Below are 26951 nucleotides of genomic sequence, written 5' to 3' on the forward strand. Positions count from 1 at the left end.
ATACAGCCTCTTCTGCGCTGATGACATCTCATAATATGGTCTCTCCTCTATACGCTCTATAGCTGCATATATGTTTTCTGCATGTCCTTTTATGTACTCTGACAATCCTTTGATTGTAGGTATCCTGAATATTTCTTTTAATGGTACTTCTACACTGAGTTCCTTATGTATCTTTGACATCATGCTTGTTGCTTTCAGTGAATGCCCGCCTAGGTCAAAGAAATTCTCATTGATTCCTACCTGCTCTACCTTCAATACTTCTTGCCATATCTTTACAAGTTTCTCTTCTGCCTCATTTCTTGGTGCTTCGTATTCCACTCCTGTATTAATGTTTCCATCTGGTTCCGGCAATGCCTTCATATCTATCTTCCCGTTCTGTGTTAAGGGTATCTTCTCCAGCTGTACAAAGTATGCCGGTATCATGTAGTCCGGTAATCCCTTACCAAGGTACTCTCTCAGTTCGCTTACTGTCAGTTCTTTTTCTCCTACTATGTATGCACATAGATACTTGCTTCCATTTTCGTCGTCCTTTGCCAACACTATCGCGTCTTTTATGTGTTCATGAGATAGCAAGCGGCTCTCTATTTCTCCCAGCTCTATCCTAAAACCTCTAATCTTTACCTGGTGATCTATTCTGCCTAAAAATTCTATATTTCCGTCAGGCAGCCATCTTGCCAAGTCCCCTGTTCTATACATCCTTGTTCCCGGTTCGAAGGGATTCGGTACAAACTTTTCTTCAGTTAGTTCTGGTTTATTCAAGTATCCTCTCGCCAGTCCGTCCCCCGATATGCATAGTTCTCCGGCTGTTCCAATTGGTTGAAGCTTGTTGTTTCTATCCACTATATATATATTGGTGTTTGATATTGGTTTGCCTATTGGTATATTATCGTTCTGTTTAGTTATATAATAGCTTGTTGTCACTACAGTATTTTCTGTTGGTCCGTAATTATTTACAACATCATAGCTATTATGCTTGTACTGCTTTAATTTGTCTCCTCCGGTCAGTAGTAGTCTCAAGGCTCTGTTTTCCAACTTCATAAACTGCTCACATACCTGAGTAGGTAAAAAGGATACGGTTATTCCATTCTTCTCTATATATTTATTTAAGCTTTCAATATTCAGCATTATATCTTTACTAATGATAAATAAGCTTGCACCTTTAATTAAATAAGGAAATGTTTCCCATACTGACGCATCAAACCCAAATCCTGCATATTTAGTTGCCTTATCTTCTTGAACTATATTGAACTGATTGATATGCCAATTACACAGGTTTTGCAGTGATTTATGCTCTATCATTACTCCCTTGGGTCTGCCTGTGCTTCCGGATGTATATATCACATATGCCGGATTATCTGACCCGTTAGACGCTTCTAAATTATTGCTGTCTCCTGCATACGACCGCTCATCGCCCAGCTCTATTACTTCTCCGTCAAAGACAGTCTTATCCCTTAGATGCTGCTGCACCAGAAACAGCTTTGACCCACTGTCTTCCAGCATGTACCTTATCCTGTCAGCAGGATACTCAGGGTCTATAGGCAGATATGCTCCCCCTGCTTTCAATATCCCCATTATCCCTGTTATCATCTCTAAAGACGGCTCTACCATGATGCCTACTATACTATCAGGCACTACTCCCTTTTCTTTCAATACCCTTGCAAGCTGGTTAGCTTTCTCGTTTAGCTCCCTGTACGTAAGCTGCTTGTCTTCATACACCACTGCCACATTATCAGGTGTCTTTTTCACTTGCTCCTCAAACAATTCATGTATTGTCTTATCTTTCGGATACTCTGCATATGTATTGTTGAACTCAACCAGCAGCTTATGTTTCTCTTCTTCGCTCAACATATCTATTTCAGATATCTTTACTTCTACAGTCTTTGTTATGTTTGCAAGTATGTTTGTCAGGTGTTTAGCTAACCCCTCTATTGTTTCTTTCCTGAATAGCTTTGTGCAGTATTCTATATTTAGTCCTAACTTTTCTCCTGATTCCATTGCATTTAGAGTTATATCAAACTTGGATATTCTATGTCCGTTCTCATGGCTCCTAACTCTCAACCCTTCTATGTTCAGCGCTTCCATCTCTTCATTCTGCAATGCAAACATTACACTAAATAATGGATTTCTGCTCATATCACGACCTATGTCCAGTTTCTCTACCAGCTCTTCAAACTGGTAACCCTGGTTTTCATATGCCTTAAGGCATTTTACCTTTACTTCTTCTAAAAACTCTCTGAATGTCTTATTTCCATCAGGATAGTTCCTCATTGCCAGTGTGTTTACAAACATGCCAATGATGTTCTCCAGGTCTGCATGAGGTCTCCCGGCGATCGGACTTCCCACTACTATGTCCTCCTGCCCGCTGTATTTGGACAATAGTATATTAAAGCCAGCCAATAGCACCATGTACATGGTTGCTCCTGTCTCTTTTGCTATTTTCCTTAGTCCCTCTGTTATCTCGTTATTTAATTCAAAGTAAACATTGTCTCCTTCAAAACTTTGTATGGCAGGTCTGGGGTAATCTGTCGGCAGGCTAAGTATGGGTATCTCTCCTGCAAAGACTTCCAGCCAATGTTCTTCCTGCTTCTTCATTGCCTTGCTGCTTAACATACTATTTTGCCATGCTGCATAATCTTTGTATTGCAGCCTTAGTGGTGACAGTTCCCGCCCTTCATACAGCTTTACAAATTCGTCTGTCAGTACTCCCATTGAAGTCCCGTCAGATATAATGTGGTGCATGTCGAACATAAGTATATATTTTTCTGAATACAGTTTAATAAGCCCCACCCTCAAAAGTGGTGCTTTACCTAAATCAAAGGGTCTTATAAAGCTTCTTGCTATTCCTTTTACCTCTTCTGCAGATAATGCTTTATCCGTATACTCTATTTCAAACTCTAATTCCTTATGTATTTTCTGCACTATCTCCTCTCCAATAAGCTCAAAGCTTGTCCTGAAGGATTCATGCCTCTCAATTAGCTTCCTGAATGCACCTTTCAGTCTTTCTGCATCCAGCTTCCCTTCTATCTCCATTACTCCTGGTATGTTGTATCCGGTACTTTCCTGGTCAAACTGCTGCAGTGTGTACAGCCTCTTCTGCGCTGATGACAGCTCATAATGCGGTCTCTCCCCTATAAGCTCTATAGCTGCATATACTTTTTCCTCCTGTCCGCTTATGTATTCCGCTATTCTTTTTATTGTGGGCGCCTTGAATATCTCTCTTAGCGGCATTTCTACGTTCAGTTCCTTGTGTATCTTTGCGACAAGGCTTGTTGCCTTCAGTGAATGCCCACCAAGTTCAAAGAAGTTGTCATTGATTCCTACCTGCTCTACTTTCAATACTTCTTGCCATATCTTTACCAGCTTCTCCTCTATCTCATTCCTCGAAGCTTCATATTCTACTCCTGCTGTCGTACTACTGTTAGGCTCGGGTAACGCCTTTCTGTCTATCTTTCCATTGGGTGTTAGCGGCATCGATTCCAGTTGTACAAAGTATGACGGTATCATATACTCTGGTAATTCTTTACCTAGGTATTCTCTTAGCTCACTCACTGTCAGTCCTCTACCCGCTGTTATATATGCACATAAATACTTATCACCATTTTTATCTTCTCTTGATATTACTATTGCATCTTTTACAGCTTCATGTTTCAATAGGCGGCTCTCTATCTCCCCCAGCTCTATCCTAAAACCTCTAATCTTTACCTGGTGATCTATCCTGCCTAAAAATTCTATATTTCCGTCAGGCAGCCACCTTGCCAAGTCCCCTGTTCTATACATTCTTGTTCCCGGTTCGAAGGGGTTCGGTACAAATTTTTCTTCAGTTAGTTCTGGTTTATTCAAGTATCCTCTCGCCAGTCCGTCTCCCGATGCGCATAGTTCTCCGGATATTCCAATTGGTTGAAGGTCGTTGTTTCGATCTATTATGTATATGCTGGTGTTTGATATTGGTTTGCCTATTGGAATATTATCCTTCTGCTCAGTTATATAATAGCTTGTTGTCACTACAGTATTTTCTGTTGGTCCGTAATTATTTACAACATCGTAGCTATTATGCTTGTACTGCTTTAATTTGTCTCCTCCGGTCAGTAGTAGTCTCAAGGCTCTGTTTTCCAATTTCATAAACTGCTCGCATACCTGAGTAGGTAAAAAGGATACGGTTATTCCATTCTTCTCTATATATTTATTTAAGCTTTCAATATTCAGCATTATATCTTTACTAATTATAAATAAGCTTGCACCTTTAATTAAATAAGGAAATGTTTCCCATACTGACGCATCAAACCCAAATCCTGCATATTTAGTTGCCTTATCTTCTTGAACTATATTGAACTGATTGATATGCCAATTACACAGGTTTTTCAGTGATTTATGTTCTATCATTACTCCCTTGGGTCTGCCTGTGCTTCCGGAGGTATATATCACATATGCCAGATTATCCGTCCCGTTAAAAGTCTCTAGATTATTTCTGTCTCCTGCATACGACTGCTCATCGTCCAGTTCTATTACTTCTCCATCAAAGACAGTCTTATCCCTCAGATGCTGCTGCACGAGGAGCAGCTTTGACCCACTGTCTTCCAGCATGTACCTTATCCTGTCAGCAGGATATTCAGGGTCTATAGGCAGATATGCTCCCCCTGCTTTCAATATCCCCATGATCCCTGTTATCATCTCTAAAGACGGCTCTACCATGATGCCTACTATACTATCAGACACTACTCCCTTTTCTTTCAATACCCTTGCAAGCTGGTTAGCTTTCTCATTCAACTCCCTATACGTAAGCTGACTATTCTCATACACTACTGCTATATTATCAGGTGTCCTTGCAGCCTGTTCCTCAAACAGCTCATGGATAGTCTTGTCCCTTGGGTACTCAGCATAGGTGTCATTAAATTCATATAATAGCTGCTGCTTCTCCTTCTTGCTTGTCATCTCAATTTCTTTTACACGCTTCTTGCTATTTTCGCTGACATCCCATAATATATTCTTCAGGTGCCCGGTCAGTCTTTTTATCCCGTCTGCTTCATACTTGCCTTCCTTATAGGATATGCTAAGTACGATTTTGTCCTTGAGCATCACTCCCATGGTTATATCGTAGTTTGTCTCTTCTCTTATTTCACCAATCTCAACTTCTACTTTGCCTTCCCTATTAATCAAATGCTTATCTATAGGGTAGTTCTCTATTACCACCAGTGTGTCAAACAGGCTTTCTCCGACCCCTGCTTCTACCGCTCCCTGTATTTCCGCCAGGTCTAGGCTCTCATATGCCTCTCTTTCTCTTGTCTCTCTCTCTACTTGTCTCAGCAATTCCCCTATACTTTCTTTATCTTCTGCCTTTACTCTTATGGGCAGCGTGTTTATGTACAGCCCCACTGCCTCTTCTATCCCCTCCAGCTTTGCCGCCCTTCCCGATACTGTCGTGCCAAATACCACATCTCCCGTATTGTTGTACCGCTGCAGCAGTATCCCCCATGCTGTGTTTATCACTGTTGCCATTGCTGCTTTCTCTTCACGGCATACTCTTTCCATTGCGCCCTTCAATTCCGGCTCCAGTTCCTCATGGTATACGGCTGTTTTTTCTTCCTTTTCTTTCTCTGCTCTATTACCTGTTATTACAGCCTTTTCTTCATAGCCCTTCAGATAACTCTTCCAATATTCAAGCTGTTCCTCCTTGTTTTGCCCCTGCTGCCACTTTACATATTCCTTGAACCTTGGTTTTACTCGTTTTATTGGCGCTTTCCCCTCCAGTATGCTTTCATAGGCTTCTATAAATTCCTTTACTATTATTCCACTGCTCCAACCGTCATAGAGCATGTGATGATTGGTGATTATCATTTCCCCTTCATCTTCGCTAAGCTTTGCCACTGTTATTCTGAAGGGCTCGGTGCCTATGTCTATTCCTTCTTCTTTATCCTTTTCTCTTATCTCTTTTATCAGCTTTTCTGCTTCGTCTTTTTCTGTTATCTCTATATATCTTACCGGCACCTCATATTCTCTTTGTACTATCTGTACCGGTGCCTCAAGCTTCTCCCACTTATATACTGTTCTTAGCATTTCATTGCACTGTACTACATGGTCCCACGCCCTTTTTACTGCTCCGGCGTCTATTGTGCCTTTGAGCCTGAGGCTTAACTGCTCTATATATTCATTGCTCCCGGTATCCTTCAGGTAGTGAAACAGCATTCCTTGCTGCAGCGGTGTTAATGCAAATATATCCTCTACATTTTTCCTTGCAATTTTATTTCTCATTTGTAACACTCCCTTCATTGTTTGAGAACAAAGGCGGCTCAGCCGCATTTGAAGCCCCTGGGCCTTTTCTGAATGTAATGAGGAAATTCTGGCACATATTGAAAATAGAGCAGTCTATTGAATGATAGTTACTTTTTTTACCCTCCATTAGCCTGCTCTATTGAAATTTATTATTCGCGTTTAGCTATCTATATTTAATTTATTATCTACACTTTTCTTCTTATTTTTTTTCGGAAGTACGGCTATCACCAATAACAACATACACCACAGAGTTACAGCTAAAGTTACCCATTTTAGTGATGCAGGTAAAAATCCGGCTACATTCCATCCGCGTACGATCGGTCCATACAATCCTATCCACCACGCAGCTGTTATGAGTACAGGAGCTAATATTCTCAATATTTTTTTCCCCATCTTCTTATCTTTTAAATATGCATATTGTCTTTTCCCCTTCATGATACTATTTGCTACCAACATTGAAGCTGCAACAAATAAGAACCCTAATATGACAGCCAGCATCAATGTACTTCTATCCATGCTATGCATATTGCTATAGAAATCTGGAAGCCCTCCTGTCTGTTGTTCCATCCAGAGTGCTGCAATTTCTCCGATAACATTGTCTCCCATATCGCTATTGGTTAAGATGACCAAGCCTTGCTTTTTGTCCGGTATTTCGACCAATTGAGCCCTCCAGCCCCTGTTAGTTCCTCCATGGCCTACTGCGGTTTCTCCATTGGGCAAATCTATCATTTGGTAGCCTAAACCCCAATCGGCATTTGTCACGCTGGTTGTCATTAAAGCAACTGTTTCAGGCTTCACTACGCCTCTACCTGCGGGTTCCTCGCCCGATACATTCATCACTGCCATTTCAAACTTTGCAAGGTCTGCAGCAGTCGTAAATAATCCGGCTGCAGCTTTTTCAGTGAATAGGTAGTTTGGCAGTGTTTGTCCCAGTACACCATATGCTTTTGACATATTTGCTTTAAACTCATCTTTCCATTCAAATGCACTATTGTTCATTCCTAAAGGCTTCAGTACTTCCTGCTCCATGTATTTTTCAAAGGGCATCCCGCTTACTTCCTCTATCATTAGCTGCAGCAGTGTGTAGCCTCCACCTGAATATTGAAATCTGCTTCCCGGTTCATATATGATTCTTACATCCCCTGCCCCATAGGTTCTTCCGGATAGGGATTCCTCAATGCTTACCAGTTTTTTTGAAGGTGCTGCCCCTGCATAACCTTGCAAAGAAAGTCCAGCGGTATGGCTAAGTATCCTGCGTAATGTAACCCCTTCACTGTTGTATTGGGATTTTGGCAGATGCCACCTTGTTAAATACTCTTCTACAGGTGTGTCCAAGTTTATTTTACCTTGATCCACCAGCTTCATTGCGCCCCAAGCTGTGACCATCTTAGAAACAGAACCAACCTGAAAAATAGTATTTGCTGATATCAGTTTTTTAGCGGATTTATCTGCATAACCATATTCTTTTTCCCAAACTTTATCACCCTCTATCACTGCTATTTTTACCCCGGGAACCCCATATTTTTTCAACAAATCAGGCACCTGACTATCAAGCTTCTTTTGAAACTCCGATGTATTATCTGTGGCTTGTTTTTGTCCCATTGTCATATTCATTCCTGATACTAATGTCACATTTGTAAGCATTGCTATAATGATCAATAGCGAAAAAGCCTTAACTCCTGACATATCCTCGTACCCCCTAATCTTCAAGATTATTAGTAAATTCTCTGAAATGCTTATTCCTGTTTTCTATCAAGCATACGATAAACACCAGTATGCCGGATGCAACCGGTATATATACCCAATCTGCCTTTACAAGCGCAAACCCAAATACCCACATGCCTATAGGTGTTGATATATTCAATGCAGTAAACAATACACCGAATACACGTCCCCTCAGTTCTTCCGGTATCTTTAATTGAAAATGGGTGAAGAGCGGTATGTTTTGTATTGTGTTAAGCATACCGTATAGAAAAATCAGCAGCGCAAATAGTATTGTAATAGTCCATTTGGATGCATCAGCAAAAATAGACACTCTTGGGAAAAACCAAAGTACTATAAGCAAAGCTTGTACCTCAAGAAGTATAAAGAATCTCCTCAGTATCGGAGCATTTGATTTACGTGTCATGACAAATAGTGCACCAACTATTGTCCCTATTGCCCATGATGACTCAATCAATGACAATTGAAAACCGGTTATTTTTATGACATTATAGGTTATATACTGCAATACCAGCAATACCATGGGATTTAAAACGGCATTCAGAGCGACGGCTATTATAAGCAAAAACTTCAATATTTTTTGTGTATTGAGATATGTAAATACTTCTTTCACATTTTCGATATAACTTTTCTGCGGTTTTTCTTCTATAACTTCAGCATTCTTGATAAATATAATGAACATTTCAGAAATCCCTGAAAGAACAAATGATACTGCATTTGCCAGGAATATCGCCTCCATGCCTATTGTTTTATATAGTATGGCTCCGACTATGGGTCCCACTATATTTATTACGGCACCCACCGATTGCAGCGCGGAGTTAGCTTTATTCGTACCTTCTTCACTAACGATATTTGGTATAGATGAATTAATGGATAAGTTGAAGAACGCCTGTATTGTATTTATTACAATGACATATAGAATGAATAAGAGGATCGACGTTGAATACATCTTAAAAAATATCATAAAAATGAACACACATATTCCTGTTAGTATATCGCTTGCTACTATAATCTTTTTCTTGTCATTCCTATCAACAAATACACCGGCAAGTATGTTAACAAACACCCCGGGCAATATGGCAAAACTAATGACCATAGTAAATGCTGAAGCTGATTTTGTTATGTCCAATACATAAAGACTTAATGCAAAGTTAAATATCGCAGTTCCAAGGTTTGATACAAGCCTCCCCATTACAACCAGTATGAAATTCAGTTTAAAGTTGATTGGGATTTGCTTTTCTGTGCTTACTTGTAAATTCTCCATTTGTTTTGTTTCCCTCCTTAATGTTTAATCAAAAAGTATGTCTAAATCTTCTTGCTTAATCTCTATCGTTTCAAAGTCTGACGGTGTAAAATAAACATCATCTCTATTTAAAACATGATCTATTATATATTCCAGGTTTGTTAGATAATTAGTTGAGAATGACTGTAACGTTTCTTCCTCAAATGCTTTATTATTAAAGTTCATATTAAATTCAAGCTGACCCTTTACAACCATACAATTGATTTCTAAAATAGCCGTCATATCATTGTTCATACCCACATCATCACCAGTTTTATTATTAGCGTACGAAAACAACTCATTTTCAACTTCATTATCAAATTGTCCAAGATAATTAAATCTGACTTGTGCTAAGTTTTCGACTTCATCGTTAATATCATGAGTGATATTTCTCAGTATGCCATAATCAATGCCTTCATTAGGCACCCCTCTTAATTCTTCTTTTACAGACTTAATCTGCTCGCTTACATCATCTGAAGCCGCAATAAACCTTACCGGATAAATTGAGGTAAACCATCCCACCGTTCTTGATACGTCTATATCTTCAAAATGCCTGCCATGGCCTTCCAGCTCTATTACAATCTCGTCCATGCCTGTCCAGTCTCTTAGTGTTCTTACAAGGGCAGTAATCAGCAAATCCTTAACATCCGTATTGTATGCTTTATGGCTTTCCTTGAGAAGTTTGCAGGTGTCTCTTTCCCCCAATTCAAAACCAATGATCGATTTACTATGATTGCTCCACTCAGACCTCTGTTTATCCAATGGCAGCTTAAACTTACTGAAGCACAAGTTTTGCCAATAGCTCCTACTGTCTGCTAATTCTTTGCTTTTCAAATAGCTTGTCAGCCAGTCATGCCAATCGCTCATGGATGCAGTCTTTTGCAGCATAGTAATTGCTTTGCCGTTTTTCAATGAGATATAGATATTATAGAAATCTTCAAGAATGATTCTCCATGATACCCCGTCTACAACAATATGATGCGCCGCAAGAAGTACATACTGTTCATTTTCATCCGCATTTATAACCGCACATTTTATCAATAGGGATTTCTCCATATCAAAGCTTGATTTCAAATCTATACCGATTCTTTCCATCTCTAAAGCTTGATTTTCTTTTGAAAAACCAGATATATCGAATATCTCAACATTAAATCCCGTTTTTAAATGATTGTTGTTGAAATATAAGGCGTCTCTTTCAGATTCTAAGTTTAATCTTAGTCCGTCATGGTGCTCTACTATCTTGGTCAATGTTTGTCCAAGTTTTTCAACATCTACTTTTTCTTTAAACCTCAATAAAACCGATTGATCGTAGTAATTAGGACTTTTAAGCTTTAAAGCCGAAAACCATTGGACAATAGGTGTAAACCCAATTGACCCTTCAATAAGACCTTGTTCATATTCCTTTATATTGGAATCTTCCTTGCAATTCAGGCAGCATTGTCGGATTGTTTGGTATGTCAATATATTCTTCACACTGATATCAATCCCTGATTGGCTGAGCCTTGATGCGATTTGAATTGCCTTTATGGAATCTCCGCCTAATGAAAAATAGTTATCCAGCACACCTACCCTGGAAACGCCTAAAATGTCCGCCCATATACCTGCAAATATTACTTCTCGTTCATTCTCCGGCGCAATATATTCATTATCCCGTGAAATAAATTCATTCGGTTCCGGCAAAGCTTTTTTATCTACTTTCCCATTTATGGTTAAGGGTATTTCATTTAATTTTACAAAATATGAAGGAACCATGTACTCCGGCAGTTCATTTATTAGATATTCTCTTAGTTCGGATGCAGCAATATCTGTACTTGATTTCAGATACGCAGCCAAATATTTATCCCCACTGACGGTTTCTCTATCCACAACCACTGCCTGCTCGATTAATGTATGCTTTAACAGCTGGCTTTCTATCTCTCCAAGTTCAATCCTATAGCCCCGGATTTTCACTTGATGGTCTATTCTTCCAATGAATTCAATATTGCCACCCTGTAATCTTTTTGCCAAATCCCCTGTCCGGTACATTTTTTTACCTTCAAGGAAGGGGTTCTCAATAAACTTATCCGCGGTCAATTCGTCTCTTCCCAAATACCCTCTTGAAATTCCGTCTCCTGATATATATTTTTCTCCGGGTACATTTTCCGGTACTGGCTTCATATCCTTATCTAATAGATAAATTTGCACGTTATCCGCAGGAACACCGATCGGCACGTTTGCTCCCAGGTCTTTTTTCTTATCAAATTTGTATATCATACAACCCACGGCTGCCTCAGTAGGTCCGTATTCGTTATAAATTTCTATTTGCTTCCCAAAGCTTTCCTGAATCCTGCCGGCAAGCTCAGTATCCAGTTGTTCGCCTCCCACGATAAGCCTTTTAATAGAAGACATTGTATTATCATCATTCCTAATGATTCTTAAGTGTGCCGGCGTTGCTTTTACGATTCCTGCCTTATTTTCTCTTATCACTTTTCGAATCAATACCTCCTGGTCGTCGTCACCGTATATGACAACGCTGTTACCAGTTATTAAAGGCGTATATATTGAGGTAATTGTAAGGTCGAAAGATACGGTAGTATATAATGGGAAGTTCAAGCTTTCTCCCTTTACATAATTCTTCGCAGCCCAAATTATATAATTGACCAGATTTCTATGCTCCAGCATGACGCCTTTGGGCTTTCCGGTACTGCCCGATGTGTATATCACATATGCTAAATCCTCAGGCATATTTATATTTTGAAGGCTTACTGGTTGTTCTTGAAATGCCTTTTCACCGCAGATATCAATATAATCACCTTCAAATTCATATTTATCTATATATTGTGCCTGAGTTAAAAGTAGTTTTGCCCCGCTGTCCTTCAACATAAAATTGATTCTTTCAGAAGGATAGCCGGGATCAATTGGTAAATAGGCGCCGCCGGCCTTTAATACTGCCAGCATAGCAATCACAAGTTCTATTGAGCGACCTGAAACTATTGCAACTATGTCATTTCTTCCTAAACCCCGGTTTCTCAAAAGACAGGCAAACAGATTAACATGATGTTTCAACTCCTCATAAGTCAGTTTATTATCATTCCAGATGAGCGCAACATTTCCAGGTGTTTTTTCAGCCTGTTCTTCTATTAATTCGATAATAGTCTTATTTTGTGGATAAGCACGACCGGTTTCATTATAGCCATACACAAGTTTTGTCATTTCTTCTTGGGAAAGCATCCTAATATCTGATATCTTAAGCGCTGGGTTCTCCAGTATCTCATTTAAGATATTAAGGTAATGCACCAACAACCGCTCTATGGTTTTTTCTTCGAATAGCTTTGTACAATATTCCACTTCTATGCAAATTCTCTTATCAAGCTCCCACGCAAAAAAAGTCAAATCGAATTTTGCAATGTGGTTATTTACCGGGTAAATCTCAAATTCATGATTTTCTCCTCCCAACTCATCTGTTTTCATATTCTGCATGACAAACATCGTATCAAACAATGGGTTTCTGCTCATATCCCTTTTGATGTTAAGCTTTTCTACAATTAACTCAAATTGATAGCTTTGATTTTCATAGGCTTTTAAGCTATTTCCCTTTACTTCTTTTAGAAATGCATCAAATGTCTTTCTTCCCTCCGGATAATTTCTAAGGGGCAAAGTATTCACAAACATACCGATCATATCATCCAATTCCGGATGAATTCTTCCTGCAACTGAAGTCCCTACAACAATATCCTCCTGATTTGAATATTTCTTTAGAAGTACATAATAGGCAGAAAGCAGCAGCATAAATAGGCTTGTCCCATTTTTCCCGGCAAGTACTTTCAATTTATGACTAGTGGATTTATCCAACTCGCAGCTTAATTTATTACCTTCAAAACTCTGGTATAATGGACGCGAATAATCATAGGGCAATTCTAATACAGGAATCTCTCCGCTAAATTCATTCATCCAGTACTGCGCTTTCTCATTCAGCCCACCACTCTCTATCTGCCTATTCTGCCATGCCGCAAAGTCCTTGTACTGTATTTTAGGTTCTTCCAGCTGTTTACCTTCATATAATTTAATAAACTGATCCCATAAAATACTCACCGATGTTCCGTCGGCTATAATATGGTGTACATCCAGCATAAAAATAGACTTTTCTGCTTCTACCTCAAAGAGACCCATTCTAAAAAGCGGGGCTCTTCCCAAGTCAAAGGGCTTAATAAAAGCTGTTATGGTTTCCTGCAGCCTGCTTTGCTCACATTTTAAGTATTCGAACTGGAAATCTATATCCTGTAAGACTCTTTGTACGGGTGCCCCTTTATAAATTGTAAAATATGTCCTGAGGCTCTCATTTCTTCTCACCAATTCCCTGCAGGCGTATTCGAATCTTTCTTTGTCGATTCGCCCCTTTATCCATATGGCTTGCGAAATATTATAGCTGATGTCGTTTCCATTCAGCTGATCCAGTACAAATATTCTCTTCTCTGCAGAAGAAACCTCATAGTGTTGTCCTTCTTTAATTTTTTCAATTGGTTCATATACCGTCTTGTCCGCAGTTTTTATATAATCTGCCAGCGCCTTTATTGTCGGCTCCTCAAATATACCCTTGAGAGGTAATATGACACCAAATTCCCTATATATGCCGTTTGCAATATAAGCTGCTTTTAAGGAGTTGCCGCCCAATTCAAAGAAGTTGTCCGTTATGCTAATACTATTTATATCTAATACATGCATCCATATATTAAGCACTTTCTCGTCAAACTCATCTCTGGGAGGTTCTGTTATCCTCAATTCAAGCATTTCCTCAATATATATCCTTAAACGGTCTAGAACGTCGGTAAATTCTCCTGCCTCATACATCTCCTTGAGTATATACCGCTGAATCTTGCCGCTGGTTGTCTTGGGCATTTTTATAATAGGCACAACGGCTCCGACTTCCAGACCTGTTTGTTTGTTGATATAACTTTTTATTTTCAAGGCAAGTTGGGCGAATTTTTGCAACTCGCGTTTGTACAATACAAAAATTCCAATCTCTTCTTTTTGACGCTCTATGTTATAGATTCCGCAGGAAGCAACCATCCCTATATTTATTCCATCTACTTCCTCGGCAACTCTTTCTATGTCATGGGGATAATAATTCTGTCCATTTACAAATATGATGTCTTTTTTTCTCCCTGTCACAATTAGGCTTCCGTGCTTAAAAAAACCTAAATCACCCGTCCTGAGCCATCCATCTGAAGTCATTATCAGTGAAGTGGCGTCAGGATTATTATAGTATCCCGAAGTTACATTTTTCCCTTGTATTTGAATATTTCCAACAATATTATCTCCTAATACCCTATCCTCATCATCACATATTCTTACAAAGCAATCCTCTACCGGATAACCTAATTCCACAAAAACCAACGCATCACGGTTTTGAGGGTTGTCTATTTCTTTTATGACACTTCCTATTGAAAGGTGTTTTCTATCCACCGGCACTGGTATCAACCCAGCTCCCGGCTGTGAAAAAGTTACTGCAACGCATGCTTCTGCCATACCGTAAACTGGGAATGCCGCTTCCTTCTTTAAACCCCAAGCAGCCATTTTATTATAGAATTCGTTGCTTAGGCTTGCAGAAATAGGCTCAGCCCCATTAATTATCAGCCGGATGCACGAAAGATTCCAATCCCTGCTTATATCATCATTAAAAAAATTCAAGAAATGCTTGTATCCAAAATTAGGCGAAGCTAATAAGCTTACTCTATATTGATTTGCCTTTTCTAACCACTTGATAGGGTGTGTAATGAAGAAAACAGTGGGCATAATATACTGATTTATACCTGCGAACAGTGGTGTAAGATGAAAACCTATAAGACCCAGATCATGGGTTAGCGGCATCCATCCAAAGGATGAGTCCTGGCTTGTAATGCCTACGGCTTTTGTAATAGCTGCCATATTGGTTATCAGGTTTTCATGAGTAAGGACAACGCCTTTGGGCTCTCCTGTTGATCCCGAAGAAAATTGTATAAATGCAATATCATTTTTCTGAGCTCTATGTATTGTACCTACCCCTTCTTTTTTGTATGCATCTTCTACAAATACAGCCCTGTTTTTAATTTTATCGTATGCTTCGTTCAATCCTATTTTTTTAAGATATAATACCAGTTTGTTATATACTTCTTCACCTATAATCAGTAAAGGATCATTTAAAATATCTAATATTTTAAGAAGCTTATTCCTATGTTCTTCATTCACCCCGATGGTAACCGGAACTGCAATTATACCGCCAAGTATACATGCCCAGAATATATTCGTAAAATCCTCATTTTTTTCTATCTGAAATACTAATTCTTGACCAGGTTTTATGCCCATTAATTGTAGGTTGTAAAGCACAATAAGAGCATCGCAATACAGCTTATCATAACCAACAAAAACATCATTCTCATCTCCATTGATATAGGTGATACCCTTATTCAGTTTAATGCTATTTTCCAATACATCTATTAGAGTTCCGTAATCAGCTCTTATATTGGTCATTTAATAATTCCCTCCTTTTTCTGGAGTCTATTCTCTTGATAAAGTATTATTAATGAGCTTTATCACATCATCCGAATTGGTATTTATAAAAAAGTGATCTCCCTCCAGCATAAATATATTGCACTTACCTGCTGTATGTTTTCTCCATTCGACGATCTCATTGAGTTTCATATCATCCTTTTTTCCACCTAACACCGTTATGTCGCAGTTTATTTTATCCTGCCTTTCTACATACTCGTAGGTCTCATTAATCTTAAAGTCTGCTCTTAATATAGGGAGAAATACATTCAACAGTTCATCATTTTCCAGTACTTCCTTTGGGGTTCCCCCAAGCTCCAATACCCTTTGCTTAAATTCATCATCTGGCAGATCGTAGGTCTTGTCCTTCTCTTTATCAAAATGAGGTGCCTTTGTGCCTGAGAAGAAAACATGAATGGGTTGAGACTTGCTTTCCAGTTTAATTCTATGTACCAGTTCATATGCTATAAGCCCCCCCAAGCTATGTCCAAAGATAGCATAATCAAAAGAAGAGTCATCAATATTCTCCACAACAGTTTTATAAACGTCATCAATAGCTTGCCCAATATTATCGTATAGGCAATCGACATATCTTTTCCCTCTTCCGGCGAGTTCAATCGGATGTATTTCAATTGAATGATCTATACATTTGCCCCATTTGGAATATATATTGGAAGAGCCGCCTGCATATGGCAGACAGAATAACTTTATCTTTTTCAACATCGTCACCTCTTTATTTGATACTTTCAATAAATTCATCCATGTCTTCTACTGTCACATGCTTAGGAAATTCACTTTTTAGAGAACAAACCGCCATTTTATAGTCAGGATCTATATCATATTGCTTAAAGTAACATTCTCTAAAATCATTATTCGTCTTTAGTTCAATATTTTGAAATGCGTTTACTTTGAGTGAAAACGAATCCAGCGGAATAGACAATCCTTTTCCCCATGCCTTAATATAGCTTTCCTTAAGTGTCCATAAGTCATAAAAGTATAAAAGCTTCTGTTCAAGTAATTTAGATTGCATCTCTATGATTTCTTGCTTCGTAAAGAATTCATTCGCTATTTGCAAATCTATAGGGCATATTTCTTCTATATCTATTCCTATTTCTTCATTATCTATTGCACATACTACCCATTCTCCTGAGTGAGATATGTTAAAGCAAAAGCCTGGCAGATTTTTAATAAATGGCTTTCCGAATTTGTTTTTGTCAAATTGTATTGCACTGCTGTTTATTTTCAACTTATCTGCAGCTATGGATCTTATTAAAAGCTCGGAAAACAAGGATCTTTGGGCGTCTTCGTACTTGCAGAATCTGCTTATTGCATTTTGCCTGCTTTTGTCTACATAGTGCATAAGAGAATTAAACTCGATTGACTCAATTCTTCTATCAATTTTTAATGCATAAACTTCAATCATAATAAGAATAACCTCTTAATAACGTAGCTTTCGTATAAATGGGAAACAAGAAAATATCAACAATTCAGAAGCAATGATATAACAAAAGGTGTACTTGAAAATGTATAAATAATTGCTCATTCTATCACTATATAATTTCTTATAAATATAATTCTGTAAATATTTTGTAATTCCTTCTATATTTTTCTAATTTTGTATATATTTAGTTGACACATTTCGGTATATTTCGCTATATTCTTGGAAATATAAGACCACTACATTCCATTTGCAAATGGAATGTAGTGGTCTTATATCAAATACATAAATCTATTTCATCACTCTGTAATTATATTTCTCCATCCTATTCTTTTGGTGCTATGACCAGCGCTTCCCCGCCCAGTACTTCAACTCCATCCTGATTATAGCAGGTAGTTTTTATCCTTACTCTGCCTTTTTCAAGCTTTTCAACAACTTCCGCAACAGCCTTTAAAGTCTCTCCAATTTTGACAGGAGCCTTAAAATTGAGCTGCTGTGAAAGATATATGGTTCCGGGTCCTGGCAGCTGCATTCCAAGTACTGCAGACACCAAGCCTGCCGTTAGCATTCCATGTACTATCCTTCCCCCGAATTTAGTGTTCTTCATGGCTTCGTGATTTATATGTGCTGGATTGAGATCACCTGTTACGCCTGCAAACATATATACATCGGATTCACTTATCGTCTTTTCAAAGCTTGCTGTATCACCGACATTTATCTGTGAATACGTCTTACCCATTCCATCTCCTCCTCCAAGTTTTCTACATATACTAATATAGCATAATTAGGCTTTAAATCAAATATACACCATATTAAAACCCCATACCCGTTCCTTACTCCATAGCCAGACTAAAGCGCGCAACTCGAAACGCGTAACGCGTAACCACTCAGTATATAAAAGTCATTTATAGTCCTATTGCCAAGTACCTATTGCCCATAGCCTGTTTGTCATATCGCTCCCATCTTGTCAAACAATCCTGTTTTGCATTCATCCGTAGGATCACATGTAGTATTGTTTATTGCACATGTACCAGTGGCATTCTCCTTACTATCCTTTTCGGTTCTTTCCTCTTGCACTTTAAAATTCTTGCAATCATTACATTTCATATACTTACCTCCGCATTTTAATTAAATTCATATATATTCTGTGTATTTCGCAATAAATAATGTCATGGAATTTCGCTGTCTACAATAAAAAGCCCTATAAGGAATTGTGGTTAACGCTTCCTCATAAGGCTCTTTTAATTACTGAACATCAGCTGTTAAGTTTTTTAAATTTCAAATCATTTTCAACCGCATCTACAAGTATGTTGTCTCCATCTGTTATTTCCCCAGCAATCAAAGCTCTTCCTATTGAAGTTTCCATTTTCTTTTGTATGAACCTCTTCAAGGGTCTTGCACCATATATAGGATCATAGGAATTGTCCATTATATAATCCTTGGCAGTGTCGCTGAGAGTGATTTGAATGTTTCTATCCTTAAGCCTTACCGCTACTTGTTCAAAGAGCAAATCAACTATTTTCCTGATCTGATTCTTCAGCAGTGGTTTGAAGAATACGATGTCATCTACTCTATTTAGGAACTCCGGTCTAAAATGTCTTCTGAGCTCCTCATTTACGGCCTTCTCCGCTTCCGCCTTCAGCTCTCCGTCTTTGTCTACCCCTTCAAGAAGAAACATGCTTCCAATATTCGATGTCATGATTATTACTGTGTTCTTAAAATCCACAGTCCTGCCCTGGCTGTCTGTCAGCCTTCCTTCATCAAGTATCTGCAAGAATATGTTGAACACATCATGGTGTGCCTTCTCAATTTCATCAAACAGCAATACCGAGAAAGGCTTCCTTCTGACTGCTTCTGTAAGCTGTCCTCCCTCATCGTAGCCCACATAACCTGGAGGCGCGCCTATTAGTCTTGCAACAGTATGCTTTTCCATATATTCAGACATATCTATCCTTATAATATTGTCCTCACTGTCAAAAAGCGCCTCCGCCAAGGCTTTAGCCAACTCCGTCTTTCCCACGCCTGTGGGACCTTGAAATATGAAGGAGCCGATAGGCCTTTTAGGATCCTTTAAGCCACTTCTCGCCCTTATTACTGCATCAGCTACGGCTGAAACCGCTTCCTCCTGACCTACAACTCTATTATGGAGAATTTCATCCAATCTCAACAGCTTTTCCCTTTCGTTCTCCATAAGCCTTTTCACAGGTATTCCTGTCCACATGGAGACTATCTCTGATATCTCTTCTTCTGTAACCTCTTCCTTAAGAAGCTGCCCCATGCTCTGCATCTTTTCCAGCTTTGACTTTTCGGAATTAAGCTGTTTTTCTAATTCAATGAGCCTGCCGTATTTTAACTCGGCTACCCTGTTGAGGTCATACTTCAGCTCCGCTTTCTCTATCTCTGCTTTTGCTTCTTCTATCTGCCTTTTTATTTCGCGTATATTCTTTATATTGCCCTTTTCAAGCTCCCACTGAGCTTTCATAGAATCCCCGCTGGACTTAAGCTCTGAAAGCTCCCTGTTCAAAACCTCCAGCCTTTCCTCAGACTGCTTGTCGCTCTCTTTCCTCAGAGCTTCTCTCTCTATTTCCAGCTGCATTATTCTTCTCATTATCTCGTCAAGCTCACCAGGCATGCTGTCTATTTCAGTTCGCAGCATCGCAGCCGCCTCATCTATAAGGTCAATCGCCTTATCAGGCAGAAACCTGTCGCTTATATACCTGTTAGAAAGCACCGCGGCTGATATCAACGCATTATCCTTGATCCTCACTCCGTGATGTATTTCAAACTTCTCCTTGAGTCCTCTGAGTATGGATATTGTGTCCTCAACATTTGGGGCATCAATGAGAACCGGTTGGAACCTTCTCTCAAGCGCTGCGTCCTTTTCTATATGCTTTCTGTATTCATCCAGGGTAGTGGCCCCTATACAGTGCAGTTCACCTCTGGCAAGCATTGGTTTTAGCAGGTTGCCTGCATCCATTGCCCCTTCTGCCTTCCCTGCTCCTACTATATTGTGAATCTCATCAATAAAAAGAATAATCCTGCCGTTTGACTTTTCTATCTCCTTCAGAACAGCCTTGAGCCTTTCCTCAAACTCTCCCCTAAACTTAGCTCCTGCAATAAGCGCGCCCATATCAAGTGAAAATATTGTCTTGTCCTTCAGACCCTCAGGCACATCCCCCTTCATAATTCTTTGTGCCAAGCCTTCTACTGCGGCTGTTTTGCCTACACCCGGCTCTCCAATGAGTACCGGATTGTTTTTGGTTCTCCTGGACAGTATCCTGATTATTCTTCTTATTTCATCGTCCCTGCCTATTACCGGGTCAAGCTTTCCCCTGCGCGCATCCTCCACCAGGTCACGACCAAACTTTTTCAGTGCTTCATAGGTTTCTTCCGGGTTCTGGTTGGTAATTCTCTGGTTGCTTCTCACCGTAGAAAGCTCCCTTAAAAATTTATCCCTTGTTATTCCGAACTTTTTTATTATTTTTGAAGAGGGCGAATTTGTTTCATCTATCAACGCCAAAAATATATGCTCTACGCTTATATAATCATCCTGAAACTTTTTTGCTTCTTCCTCTGCCTTTACGAATATCTCTTCAAATTTTCTGGAAACATAAGGAGAGGCAGTTGTGGCTCCATAAACCTTTGGGATCTTTTCAAGCAGGTCAGAAATGTCTTTATAATAGAAATCAAAGGGCACATTCATTTTCGTAAGCAGCTTTGAAATCAAACCTTCACTCTGCGAAATTATTGCAAAATGCAAATGCTCTCCTTCAATAGTCTGGTGATTATGCTTAACAGCCAGGCTCTGTGCTTCGAGAACCGCTTCCTGAGCCTTCTCTGTAAGTTTATTTATATCCATATATATCCTCCCTAAACTTTGACTTTGACTTTCTTTGACCTTTAATTATTTTATATCATATTTGATTTTTAAATGCAAGTCAAAAATGGAACTCTACCAAAAATATAACACTTATATTATTCTCATTTCGGTAAATCATAATATCAGGAGGTGATATAAATGGCAAGAAATAATCAGAAAGTAGTACCTCAGGCAGCACAGGCACTCGATAGGATGAAATTCGAAATAGCATCCGAAGTAGGCGTAAACTTAAAAGAAGGTTACAATGGTGACATTTCAGCAAGAGACGCTGGTAGAGTAGGCGGAAACATGGTTAAACGATTAATCGAGCAGGCTGAAAGAAGCATGTCCGGTAGATAATATTAATATCGATAAAAATAAGAGCACTCCCATATGGGGTGCTCTTATTTTAAATCTGCTTTACTCATTATGCAGCAACTATTCTGCAGCCTTATGATATACCAGATCGGTATAAATGCTGTTGTTGTATTTTTCATAACGTACTCCAGCCAAGCTGTAGTTTTGCTTTTTTCTAAACTGCAGTGATGCAAAGTTGGGCTGAGGGCTGATTATGGTCTCTGCGAATATATGCTCTATCCGGTCAGTTCTCAAATCCTCCAAAAATCTTTTATAGATAAGACTTCCAATGCCCATGCCCGTCAGGTCAGCATATACGGCAGTCTTATCAACTATCATGAAGTTTTCTGTCCACGTGGCGTCAAAGTCAGGATTCCAATATATGTCATGGAGCCAATTAGGATTGTCCCTGAGCCACTCTTCTTTGGTATAGGCTATCATGAATCCATATACTTTGTCATACTCTGCTACATAAAAATGCTCAAGGTTTTGAATCCAATGCTTTATTTTCTTTTTATAGTAGGCAGGCTTTGATAAATAATCATCCACCAAAAAACCTTGCTCTGCTACTTTTTCTGAGGTTCCTACTGAGGCGGCAACATCAAATATGGCATTTAAATCACATACCTCAGCCTTTCTCACTCTGAGAAGCTTTTTAAGATGATATGGGTTCACACTGCTATAAGAATTCGTTACTACAGACATTTCAATACCTCCTCTAAATTTTAGGAAGTACCGGGTGGTATTAATTTTGCTTCATAATAGCTGCTTTTTTTATTAAGAAGATAGCGTCGTAGCCTATTTTAGGGTAGCAAAAAGCCGTGGAGTAACCACGGCTGCAATTATATTAAATTACACCCAGTCCTCCTCTTCCCACGCTTACGAGGTTAGCTGACGGATTCGGACCGAAAGAGTCTAGCCCTACCTGCCTTTGCAGGATTCACCCCAATTGTTGGTTCCCCCGTTCCCTATTGCTAGGAACTCAGCGATCGATTGAGTTTATTTGATTATTATTTATGTATGAATATTATATTCTAAATATACTGAAAATACAACCGAAATACAAATTTTACAATATATTTACATATACTTGAAAATTTAATTACGGCCTGGCTTGTTAACCCTTAGGAAGCACGGGATCAATCAGCTTGACAGCAGCCTCTATCATAAGCGCAGCCAAGGTTGGTGTTGCCAGCAGGTTGTTTAATGCACCGCTTCTAACTATATTTTCTTAGCCGGCATCATATGAATGGCTTCGTTCCTTAATCCTGAAACCGCTTCACTAAAGGCTTCACCCAAGGTAGGATGAGCATGAATGGTATTGGCTATATCCTCAGCATTCATGTCATGAGCTATGGCCAAGGCTCCCTCATGGATCAAATCTGAGGCATGGGGCCCCATTATATGTACCCCTATGATTTTATCTTCCGCCCCACTGGAAATAACCTTCACAAATCCATCTGGCTCTCCCATTGCCAAGGCTTTTCCATTAGCTCCGAACATAAATTTACTCACTTTATAATCCAGACCCTTTTCCTTTGCCATTTCCTCCGTTAAACCTACATATGCAATCTGCGGATTAATAAATATACAATCCGGAACCACTTCCTGCCTCACTTTGGAGGTAACGCCCATTATATGCTCAACCGCATGAATTCCCTCATGGGATGCCACATGAGCCAACATGACCCCACCTATTACATCTCCTATTGCATATATCCCTTGAATATTGGTTTCATAGTGTTCATTTACCTTGATACCCTTTACATCGTATTTAATTCCCATTTCATCCAGGTTTAAATCTTCCAGTATAGGCTCTCTGCCCGATGCCATCAAAAGATAATCTGCTTGCACCTCAATATCTTCTTTACCTTCCTTTTTACTTGAAGCCCTAATAACCAGCCCATTCTCACCCTTTATAATTTCCTTGGCTCTTACCTCATCATAAAGTTTAATCCCCTGCTTTTTCAATATGCCAGGCAGCCTTTTTACGATATCTTTATCCGTTCTTTTCAATAGAGTGGAAGAAATGACTGAAACCTCTGAACCCATGGCATTGAATATATATGCAAACTCAATGCCTATAACGCCACTGCCTGCCACTGCCAAACGCTTTGGTATCTCAGTAAAGTTTAATATATCATCACTGGTGATAACTCCTTCTAAGCCAGCTCCCGGTATATTCGGTATTGAAGGCCTTGACCCTGTGGCAATTATTATATTTTTTGCAGTGATGCTTTGCTCTCCTCCATCATTTAATGCCACATGAACTGTATTCTTATCCAGGATTTTGCCTCGTCCTCTCAGTAGGTTTACGCCATTGGCCTTAATTAACTTTTCAATGCCTCCCACCAGCTGATCCACCACATCCTGCTTTCTTTTTTGTACTTGCTCCACATTGATTTCATAGTTATCCACTTTGATACCGTAGCTGTCTATGTCCTTTAATGTATTCAATATCTCAGCATTAGTATATAATGCCTTTGTGGGAATACAGCCCCTGTTAAGGCAGGTTCCGCCCATTTCCTTCTCTTCTATTACGCTAACCTTTGCACCCAGCTGTGCAGCTCTTATAGCCGCTACATATCCCCCTGGGCCTCCTCCAATAATAACAATATCATTCTCCATAAATAATCCACCTCCTATTAAAAAATATATATCCCTATATTTTCCTTTGAAATTCCTAAGTAGCTTAATATTAACATAGGCAAGACCCATGGACAATATCCACCTATTTGACATTTTTTTGACATGTATTTTATGGATACTGGTTCTTTCAAATGCTATAATAGAAATATATTTCAATTGGGAGGTACACAGATGATTGATACAGGATATATAACAGATATTTTGCAAAGATTATGCAGCACTGCTAGTCCCACAGGTTATACTGAAAATGCCTTCAAGCTTTTAGGAGAAGAATTTGATAAGCTCGGAATGCCCTTCTATTATACAAATAAGGGTTCCTTATTCTCATATATCGAAGGAAAGGACAAGCAGGTAAAAAAGGCTCTGGCAGCTCATTCAGATACACTGGGTGCAATGGTAAAGGAGATTAAGGAGAAGGGTCGCCTATCCTTTGCTAAGGTCGGAGGCTATGCCGGCAATTCGGTAGAGTGTGAGAATTGTCTGATTCACACCGTCTCAGGCAAAACTTATTCCGGCACTATCTATACCACTAAGCCATCTGTACACGTGCACGAAGATATAAGTACCTTTGAGCGGACTCTTGAGAATATGGAAATAGTAATTGATGAAAAGGTGTTTTCCTTAAAGGACGTTCAAAGCTTAGGAATTGAGATAGGTGACTACATATCCTTTGATTCAAGGTTCAGGGTGACAGAGTCCGGTTTTGTAAAATCAAGGCATCTGGATGACAAGGCAGGCGTGGCTATAATACTTGGAGTATGCAAATATATTAAGGAAAACAATATAATTCCGGAAAACTCGATACAAGTATTCATTACTGATTATGAAGAAGTAGGACATGGTGCTTGCTCCGGCATAGTCGAAGAAGCGGAGGAACTTCTCTGCATTGATATGGGAGCCCCCGGCACAGGACAGAATACCAACGAGTACTCGGTCTCCATCTGCGCCAAAGACAACAGCGGCCCCTATGATTACAAAATGAGAAACAGGCTTGTTGAGCTTGCAAAGAAAAACGGAATAGACTACAGGGTGGACCTATACCCCCGATACAGCTCAGACGCATCAGCTGCTCTTAGAGCCGGGATGTGCTTAAGAACAGGCGTCATAGGTCCTGGAGTATTTGCCTCCCACTCATATGAGCGGACTCATCTGGACTCTATCAGATGCACAGCCGAGCTTCTTCTGGCATATATAACCGAATAGACAAAAAATCCTAGGACATTTTTAATCCTAGGATTTTTTATTTCTCCAAAGTCAAACCTGAACCACGCGCAACCCGAAACGCGAAACGCGTAACCATACCCTCCAGGAATACCCTAACCCATCGCCCAGCTAAAACCACGAGCCACGAGCCACGTGCCAATTCCCCGCACCTCGAACCTCGAACCAGTTATATACTATAAGTGGTCAGTTCTTCACAGTAGCTGCATTTGTAATGTATCTTCCCATTTGAATGAGCCAGCTGGAACTTGGGGCTCGCATATTCGTCAAAGTTGCTGACACATCTGGGATTCTTACATTTGAACAAACCCTGCACTTCTTTAGGTATGTTGGTATTCATCTTGTTCACAATTTTGTTGTTTTCAATTATATTTACGCTAATGCCTGGATCTATTAATCCAAGCATAGTGAGATCAACATCTATCTTGTTTTCTATCTTTATTATGTCCTTCCTGCCTAGCTTGCTGCTTGAAACATTTATAAGCAGCACAACCGGAAAATTAACCTCTCCGAGCTTAAGCTTTTCAAATATCTTTATGCCGTTTCCTGCAGTTATATGGTCAATGACTATTCCGCAGTTAATACTATTTACGGTTAACATTCAAATCCACCCCCAACAAAAGCGCCATAAGCGCCATTCTTACATATATTCCGTACTCAGCCTGCTTGAAATAAACAGCTCTCTTATCAGCGTCAACGTCATAACTTATTTCATTAACCCTTGGAAGAGGATGCATTACCAGCATATCTTCCTTGGCGTTATTAAGCTTGCTCCTAGTAAGTATATAGCTGTCTTTCAGCCTCATGTAATCTGCTTCGTTGAAGAATCTTTCCCTTTGAATTCTTGTCATATATAAAACATCTACCTGGTCTATTACTTTCTCAAGACTCTCAGTTTCATGTATGCTTATGTTGTATTTTTCCTCAAGACTTGATTTCAGGTTTTCCGGCAGTTTAAGCTCCGCAGGTGAGACAAGCACGAATTTGGAACCTTTATAGCGTGACATTGCACTTATAAGTGAGTGTACCGTTCTTCCGAACTTAAGATCACCGCAAAAGGCTATTGTCTGGTTTTCAAGGGTTCCCTTATATTTTCTTATAGTAAGCAAGTCTGTCAGAGTCTGAGTAGGGTGCTGATGACCTCCATCTCCTCCGTTTATTACAGACGCGGAAGAATACTCCGAAGCGAGTTTTGGTGCACCCTCCTTGGGATGTCTCATTACTACCACGTCAGCATAGGTACACAGCACTCGTATAGTATCTGCAATGGTCTCTCCCTTTGAAACGGAGCTTGTGCTGGCATCTGAAAATCCTAACACTGTACCTCCCATTCTGAGCATTGCAGATTCAAAGCTCAGTCTAGTCCTTGTACTTGGCTCATAGAACAGAGTTCCGAGTATCTTTCCCTTACATATGCTGCCATATGTTTCCCTGTCCTCTATCATTTTTTCCGCCAGGTCGAATACCTCATTGAGTTCCTCCAGGCTAAAATCATTGGGGTCAATTAAATGTCTTCCTTTTAAACTCATGAATTTCTCCTCCTTCTTAGTCTCACCGGACTATATTTAAAGGTTAACCACTTTAGGTAGGGCAAATGCAGTTTTTTTGCATAAAAAAACCTTCCTGCCTGTGAGCATGAAGGTTTGACTTAT

15 protein-coding genes and 1 riboswitch are annotated in these 26951 nt (G+C 39.5%); of the genes, 2 read left to right on the top strand and 13 right to left on the bottom strand.

All coding sequences use genetic code 11. The features are described 5' to 3' along the window. The 9 genes from VEB00_02905 to clpB all read right to left on the bottom strand — a co-directional run. Window positions 1-6246: amino acid adenylation domain-containing protein (locus VEB00_02905; GenBank protein ID HYF81964.1), on the bottom strand; the 6246-nt coding region annotated here is incomplete at its 3' end. Between the two features lie 180 nt (window positions 6247-6426). Further along, on the bottom strand, window positions 6427-7953 hold the full coding sequence (locus tag VEB00_02910; GenBank protein ID HYF81965.1) for a serine hydrolase domain-containing protein: 1527 nt from the start codon (window positions 7951-7953) through the stop codon (window positions 6427-6429). Between the two features lie 13 nt (window positions 7954-7966). Beyond that, a complete protein-coding gene (locus tag VEB00_02915; GenBank protein ID HYF81966.1) occupies window positions 7967-9253 on the bottom strand; it encodes an MFS transporter in 1287 nt (428 codons plus the stop codon). 24 nt (window positions 9254-9277) lie between these two features. Then, entirely contained in the window at window positions 9278-15757 is a 6480-nt protein-coding gene (locus VEB00_02920) for an amino acid adenylation domain-containing protein (protein ID HYF81967.1), read from the bottom strand. 27 nt (window positions 15758-15784) lie between these two features. Next, the gene (locus tag VEB00_02925; protein HYF81968.1) at window positions 15785-16498 is read right to left on the bottom strand and encodes a thioesterase domain-containing protein; all 714 of its coding nucleotides are present in this window, start codon (window positions 16496-16498) and stop codon (window positions 15785-15787) included. Between the two features lie 10 nt (window positions 16499-16508). Further along, window positions 16509-17198 (bottom strand): 4'-phosphopantetheinyl transferase superfamily protein, encoded by a 690-nt coding sequence (locus VEB00_02930; GenBank protein HYF81969.1) that lies wholly within the window; start codon window positions 17196-17198, stop codon window positions 16509-16511. Window positions 17199-17538: 340 nt separating this feature from the next. Next, the gene (locus VEB00_02935) at window positions 17539-17952 is read right to left on the bottom strand and encodes a MaoC family dehydratase (GenBank protein HYF81970.1); all 414 of its coding nucleotides are present in this window, start codon (window positions 17950-17952) and stop codon (window positions 17539-17541) included. A gap of 209 nt (window positions 17953-18161) precedes the next feature. After that, window positions 18162-18320, bottom strand: a complete 159-nt coding sequence (locus VEB00_02940; protein ID HYF81971.1) for a hypothetical protein — start codon at window positions 18318-18320, stop codon at window positions 18162-18164. Between the two features lie 148 nt (window positions 18321-18468). After that, window positions 18469-21072, bottom strand: a complete 2604-nt coding sequence (gene clpB, locus VEB00_02945; GenBank protein HYF81972.1) for an ATP-dependent chaperone ClpB — start codon at window positions 21070-21072, stop codon at window positions 18469-18471. Window positions 21073-21231: 159 nt separating this feature from the next. Between clpB and VEB00_02950 the strand changes: the two genes are divergently transcribed. Then, complete coding sequence (locus VEB00_02950; GenBank protein ID HYF81973.1) at window positions 21232-21432, top strand: alpha/beta-type small acid-soluble spore protein; 201 nt, start codon at window positions 21232-21234, stop codon at window positions 21430-21432. Between the two features lie 78 nt (window positions 21433-21510). On the opposite strand, the gene VEB00_02955 is transcribed toward VEB00_02950, so the two are convergent. Together VEB00_02955 and lpdA are read right to left on the bottom strand one after the other, a co-directional pair. Next, window positions 21511-22134, bottom strand: coding sequence for a GNAT family N-acetyltransferase (locus tag VEB00_02955; protein ID HYF81974.1), 624 nt, complete (start codon window positions 22132-22134; stop codon window positions 21511-21513). A gap of 157 nt (window positions 22135-22291) precedes the next feature. Beyond that, window positions 22292-22427: riboswitch (cyclic di-AMP (ydaO/yuaA leader) on the bottom strand. Window positions 22428-22650: 223 nt separating this feature from the next. Beyond that, window positions 22651-24057, bottom strand: a complete 1407-nt coding sequence (gene lpdA, locus VEB00_02960; GenBank protein HYF81975.1) for a dihydrolipoyl dehydrogenase — start codon at window positions 24055-24057, stop codon at window positions 22651-22653. A gap of 192 nt (window positions 24058-24249) precedes the next feature. On the opposite strand from lpdA, the gene VEB00_02965 reads away from it, so the two are divergent. After that, window positions 24250-25281 (top strand): M42 family metallopeptidase, encoded by a 1032-nt coding sequence (locus VEB00_02965; GenBank protein ID HYF81976.1) that lies wholly within the window; start codon window positions 24250-24252, stop codon window positions 25279-25281. Between the two features lie 187 nt (window positions 25282-25468). Here the strand turns inward: VEB00_02965 and VEB00_02970 are convergent, their stop codons facing one another. After that, window positions 25469-25900: an aspartate carbamoyltransferase regulatory subunit gene (locus VEB00_02970; protein HYF81977.1), complete on the bottom strand. Its 432-nt coding sequence runs from the start codon at window positions 25898-25900 to the stop codon at window positions 25469-25471. Then, window positions 25884-26828 (bottom strand): aspartate carbamoyltransferase, encoded by a 945-nt coding sequence (gene pyrB / locus VEB00_02975; protein HYF81978.1) that lies wholly within the window; start codon window positions 26826-26828, stop codon window positions 25884-25886. The genes VEB00_02970 and pyrB overlap by 17 nt, the downstream gene beginning before the upstream one ends. Window positions 26829-26951 lie beyond the last annotated feature (123 nt).

The sequence above is a fragment of the Clostridia bacterium genome (genome assembly GCA_035628995.1).
GTDB lineage: Bacteria > Bacillota > Clostridia > Lutisporales > Lutisporaceae > BRH-c25.

Bases quoted from the DNA above. Each gene is read 5' to 3' on its own strand.
- VEB00_02910 (HYF81965.1), bottom strand. From the start codon at position 7,953: ATGTCAGGAGTTAAGGCTTTTTCGCTATTGATCATTATAGCAATGCTT.
- VEB00_02915 (HYF81966.1), bottom strand. From the start codon at position 9,253: ATGGAGAATTTACAAGTAAGCACAGAAAAGCAAATCCCAATCAACTTT.
- VEB00_02920 (HYF81967.1), bottom strand. From the start codon at position 15,757: ATGACCAATATAAGAGCTGATTACGGAACTCTAATAGATGTATTGGAA.
- VEB00_02935 (HYF81970.1), bottom strand. From the start codon at position 17,952: ATGGGTAAGACGTATTCACAGATAAATGTCGGTGATACAGCAAGCTTT.
- pyrB (HYF81978.1), bottom strand. From the start codon at position 26,828: ATGAGTTTAAAAGGAAGACATTTAATTGACCCCAATGATTTTAGCCTG.
- VEB00_02955 (HYF81974.1), bottom strand. From the start codon at position 22,134: ATGTCTGTAGTAACGAATTCTTATAGCAGTGTGAACCCATATCATCTT.
- VEB00_02970 (HYF81977.1), bottom strand. From the start codon at position 25,900: ATGTTAACCGTAAATAGTATTAACTGCGGAATAGTCATTGACCATATA.
- VEB00_02965 (HYF81976.1), top strand. From the start codon at position 24,250: ATGATTGATACAGGATATATAACAGATATTTTGCAAAGATTATGCAGC.
- VEB00_02950 (HYF81973.1), top strand. From the start codon at position 21,232: ATGGCAAGAAATAATCAGAAAGTAGTACCTCAGGCAGCACAGGCACTC.
- VEB00_02940 (HYF81971.1), bottom strand. From the start codon at position 18,320: ATGAAATGTAATGATTGCAAGAATTTTAAAGTGCAAGAGGAAAGAACC.
- VEB00_02925 (HYF81968.1), bottom strand. From the start codon at position 16,498: ATGTTGAAAAAGATAAAGTTATTCTGTCTGCCATATGCAGGCGGCTCT.
- VEB00_02930 (HYF81969.1), bottom strand. From the start codon at position 17,198: ATGATTGAAGTTTATGCATTAAAAATTGATAGAAGAATTGAGTCAATC.
- clpB (HYF81972.1), bottom strand. From the start codon at position 21,072: ATGGATATAAATAAACTTACAGAGAAGGCTCAGGAAGCGGTTCTCGAA.
- lpdA (HYF81975.1), bottom strand. From the start codon at position 24,057: ATGGAGAATGATATTGTTATTATTGGAGGAGGCCCAGGGGGATATGTA.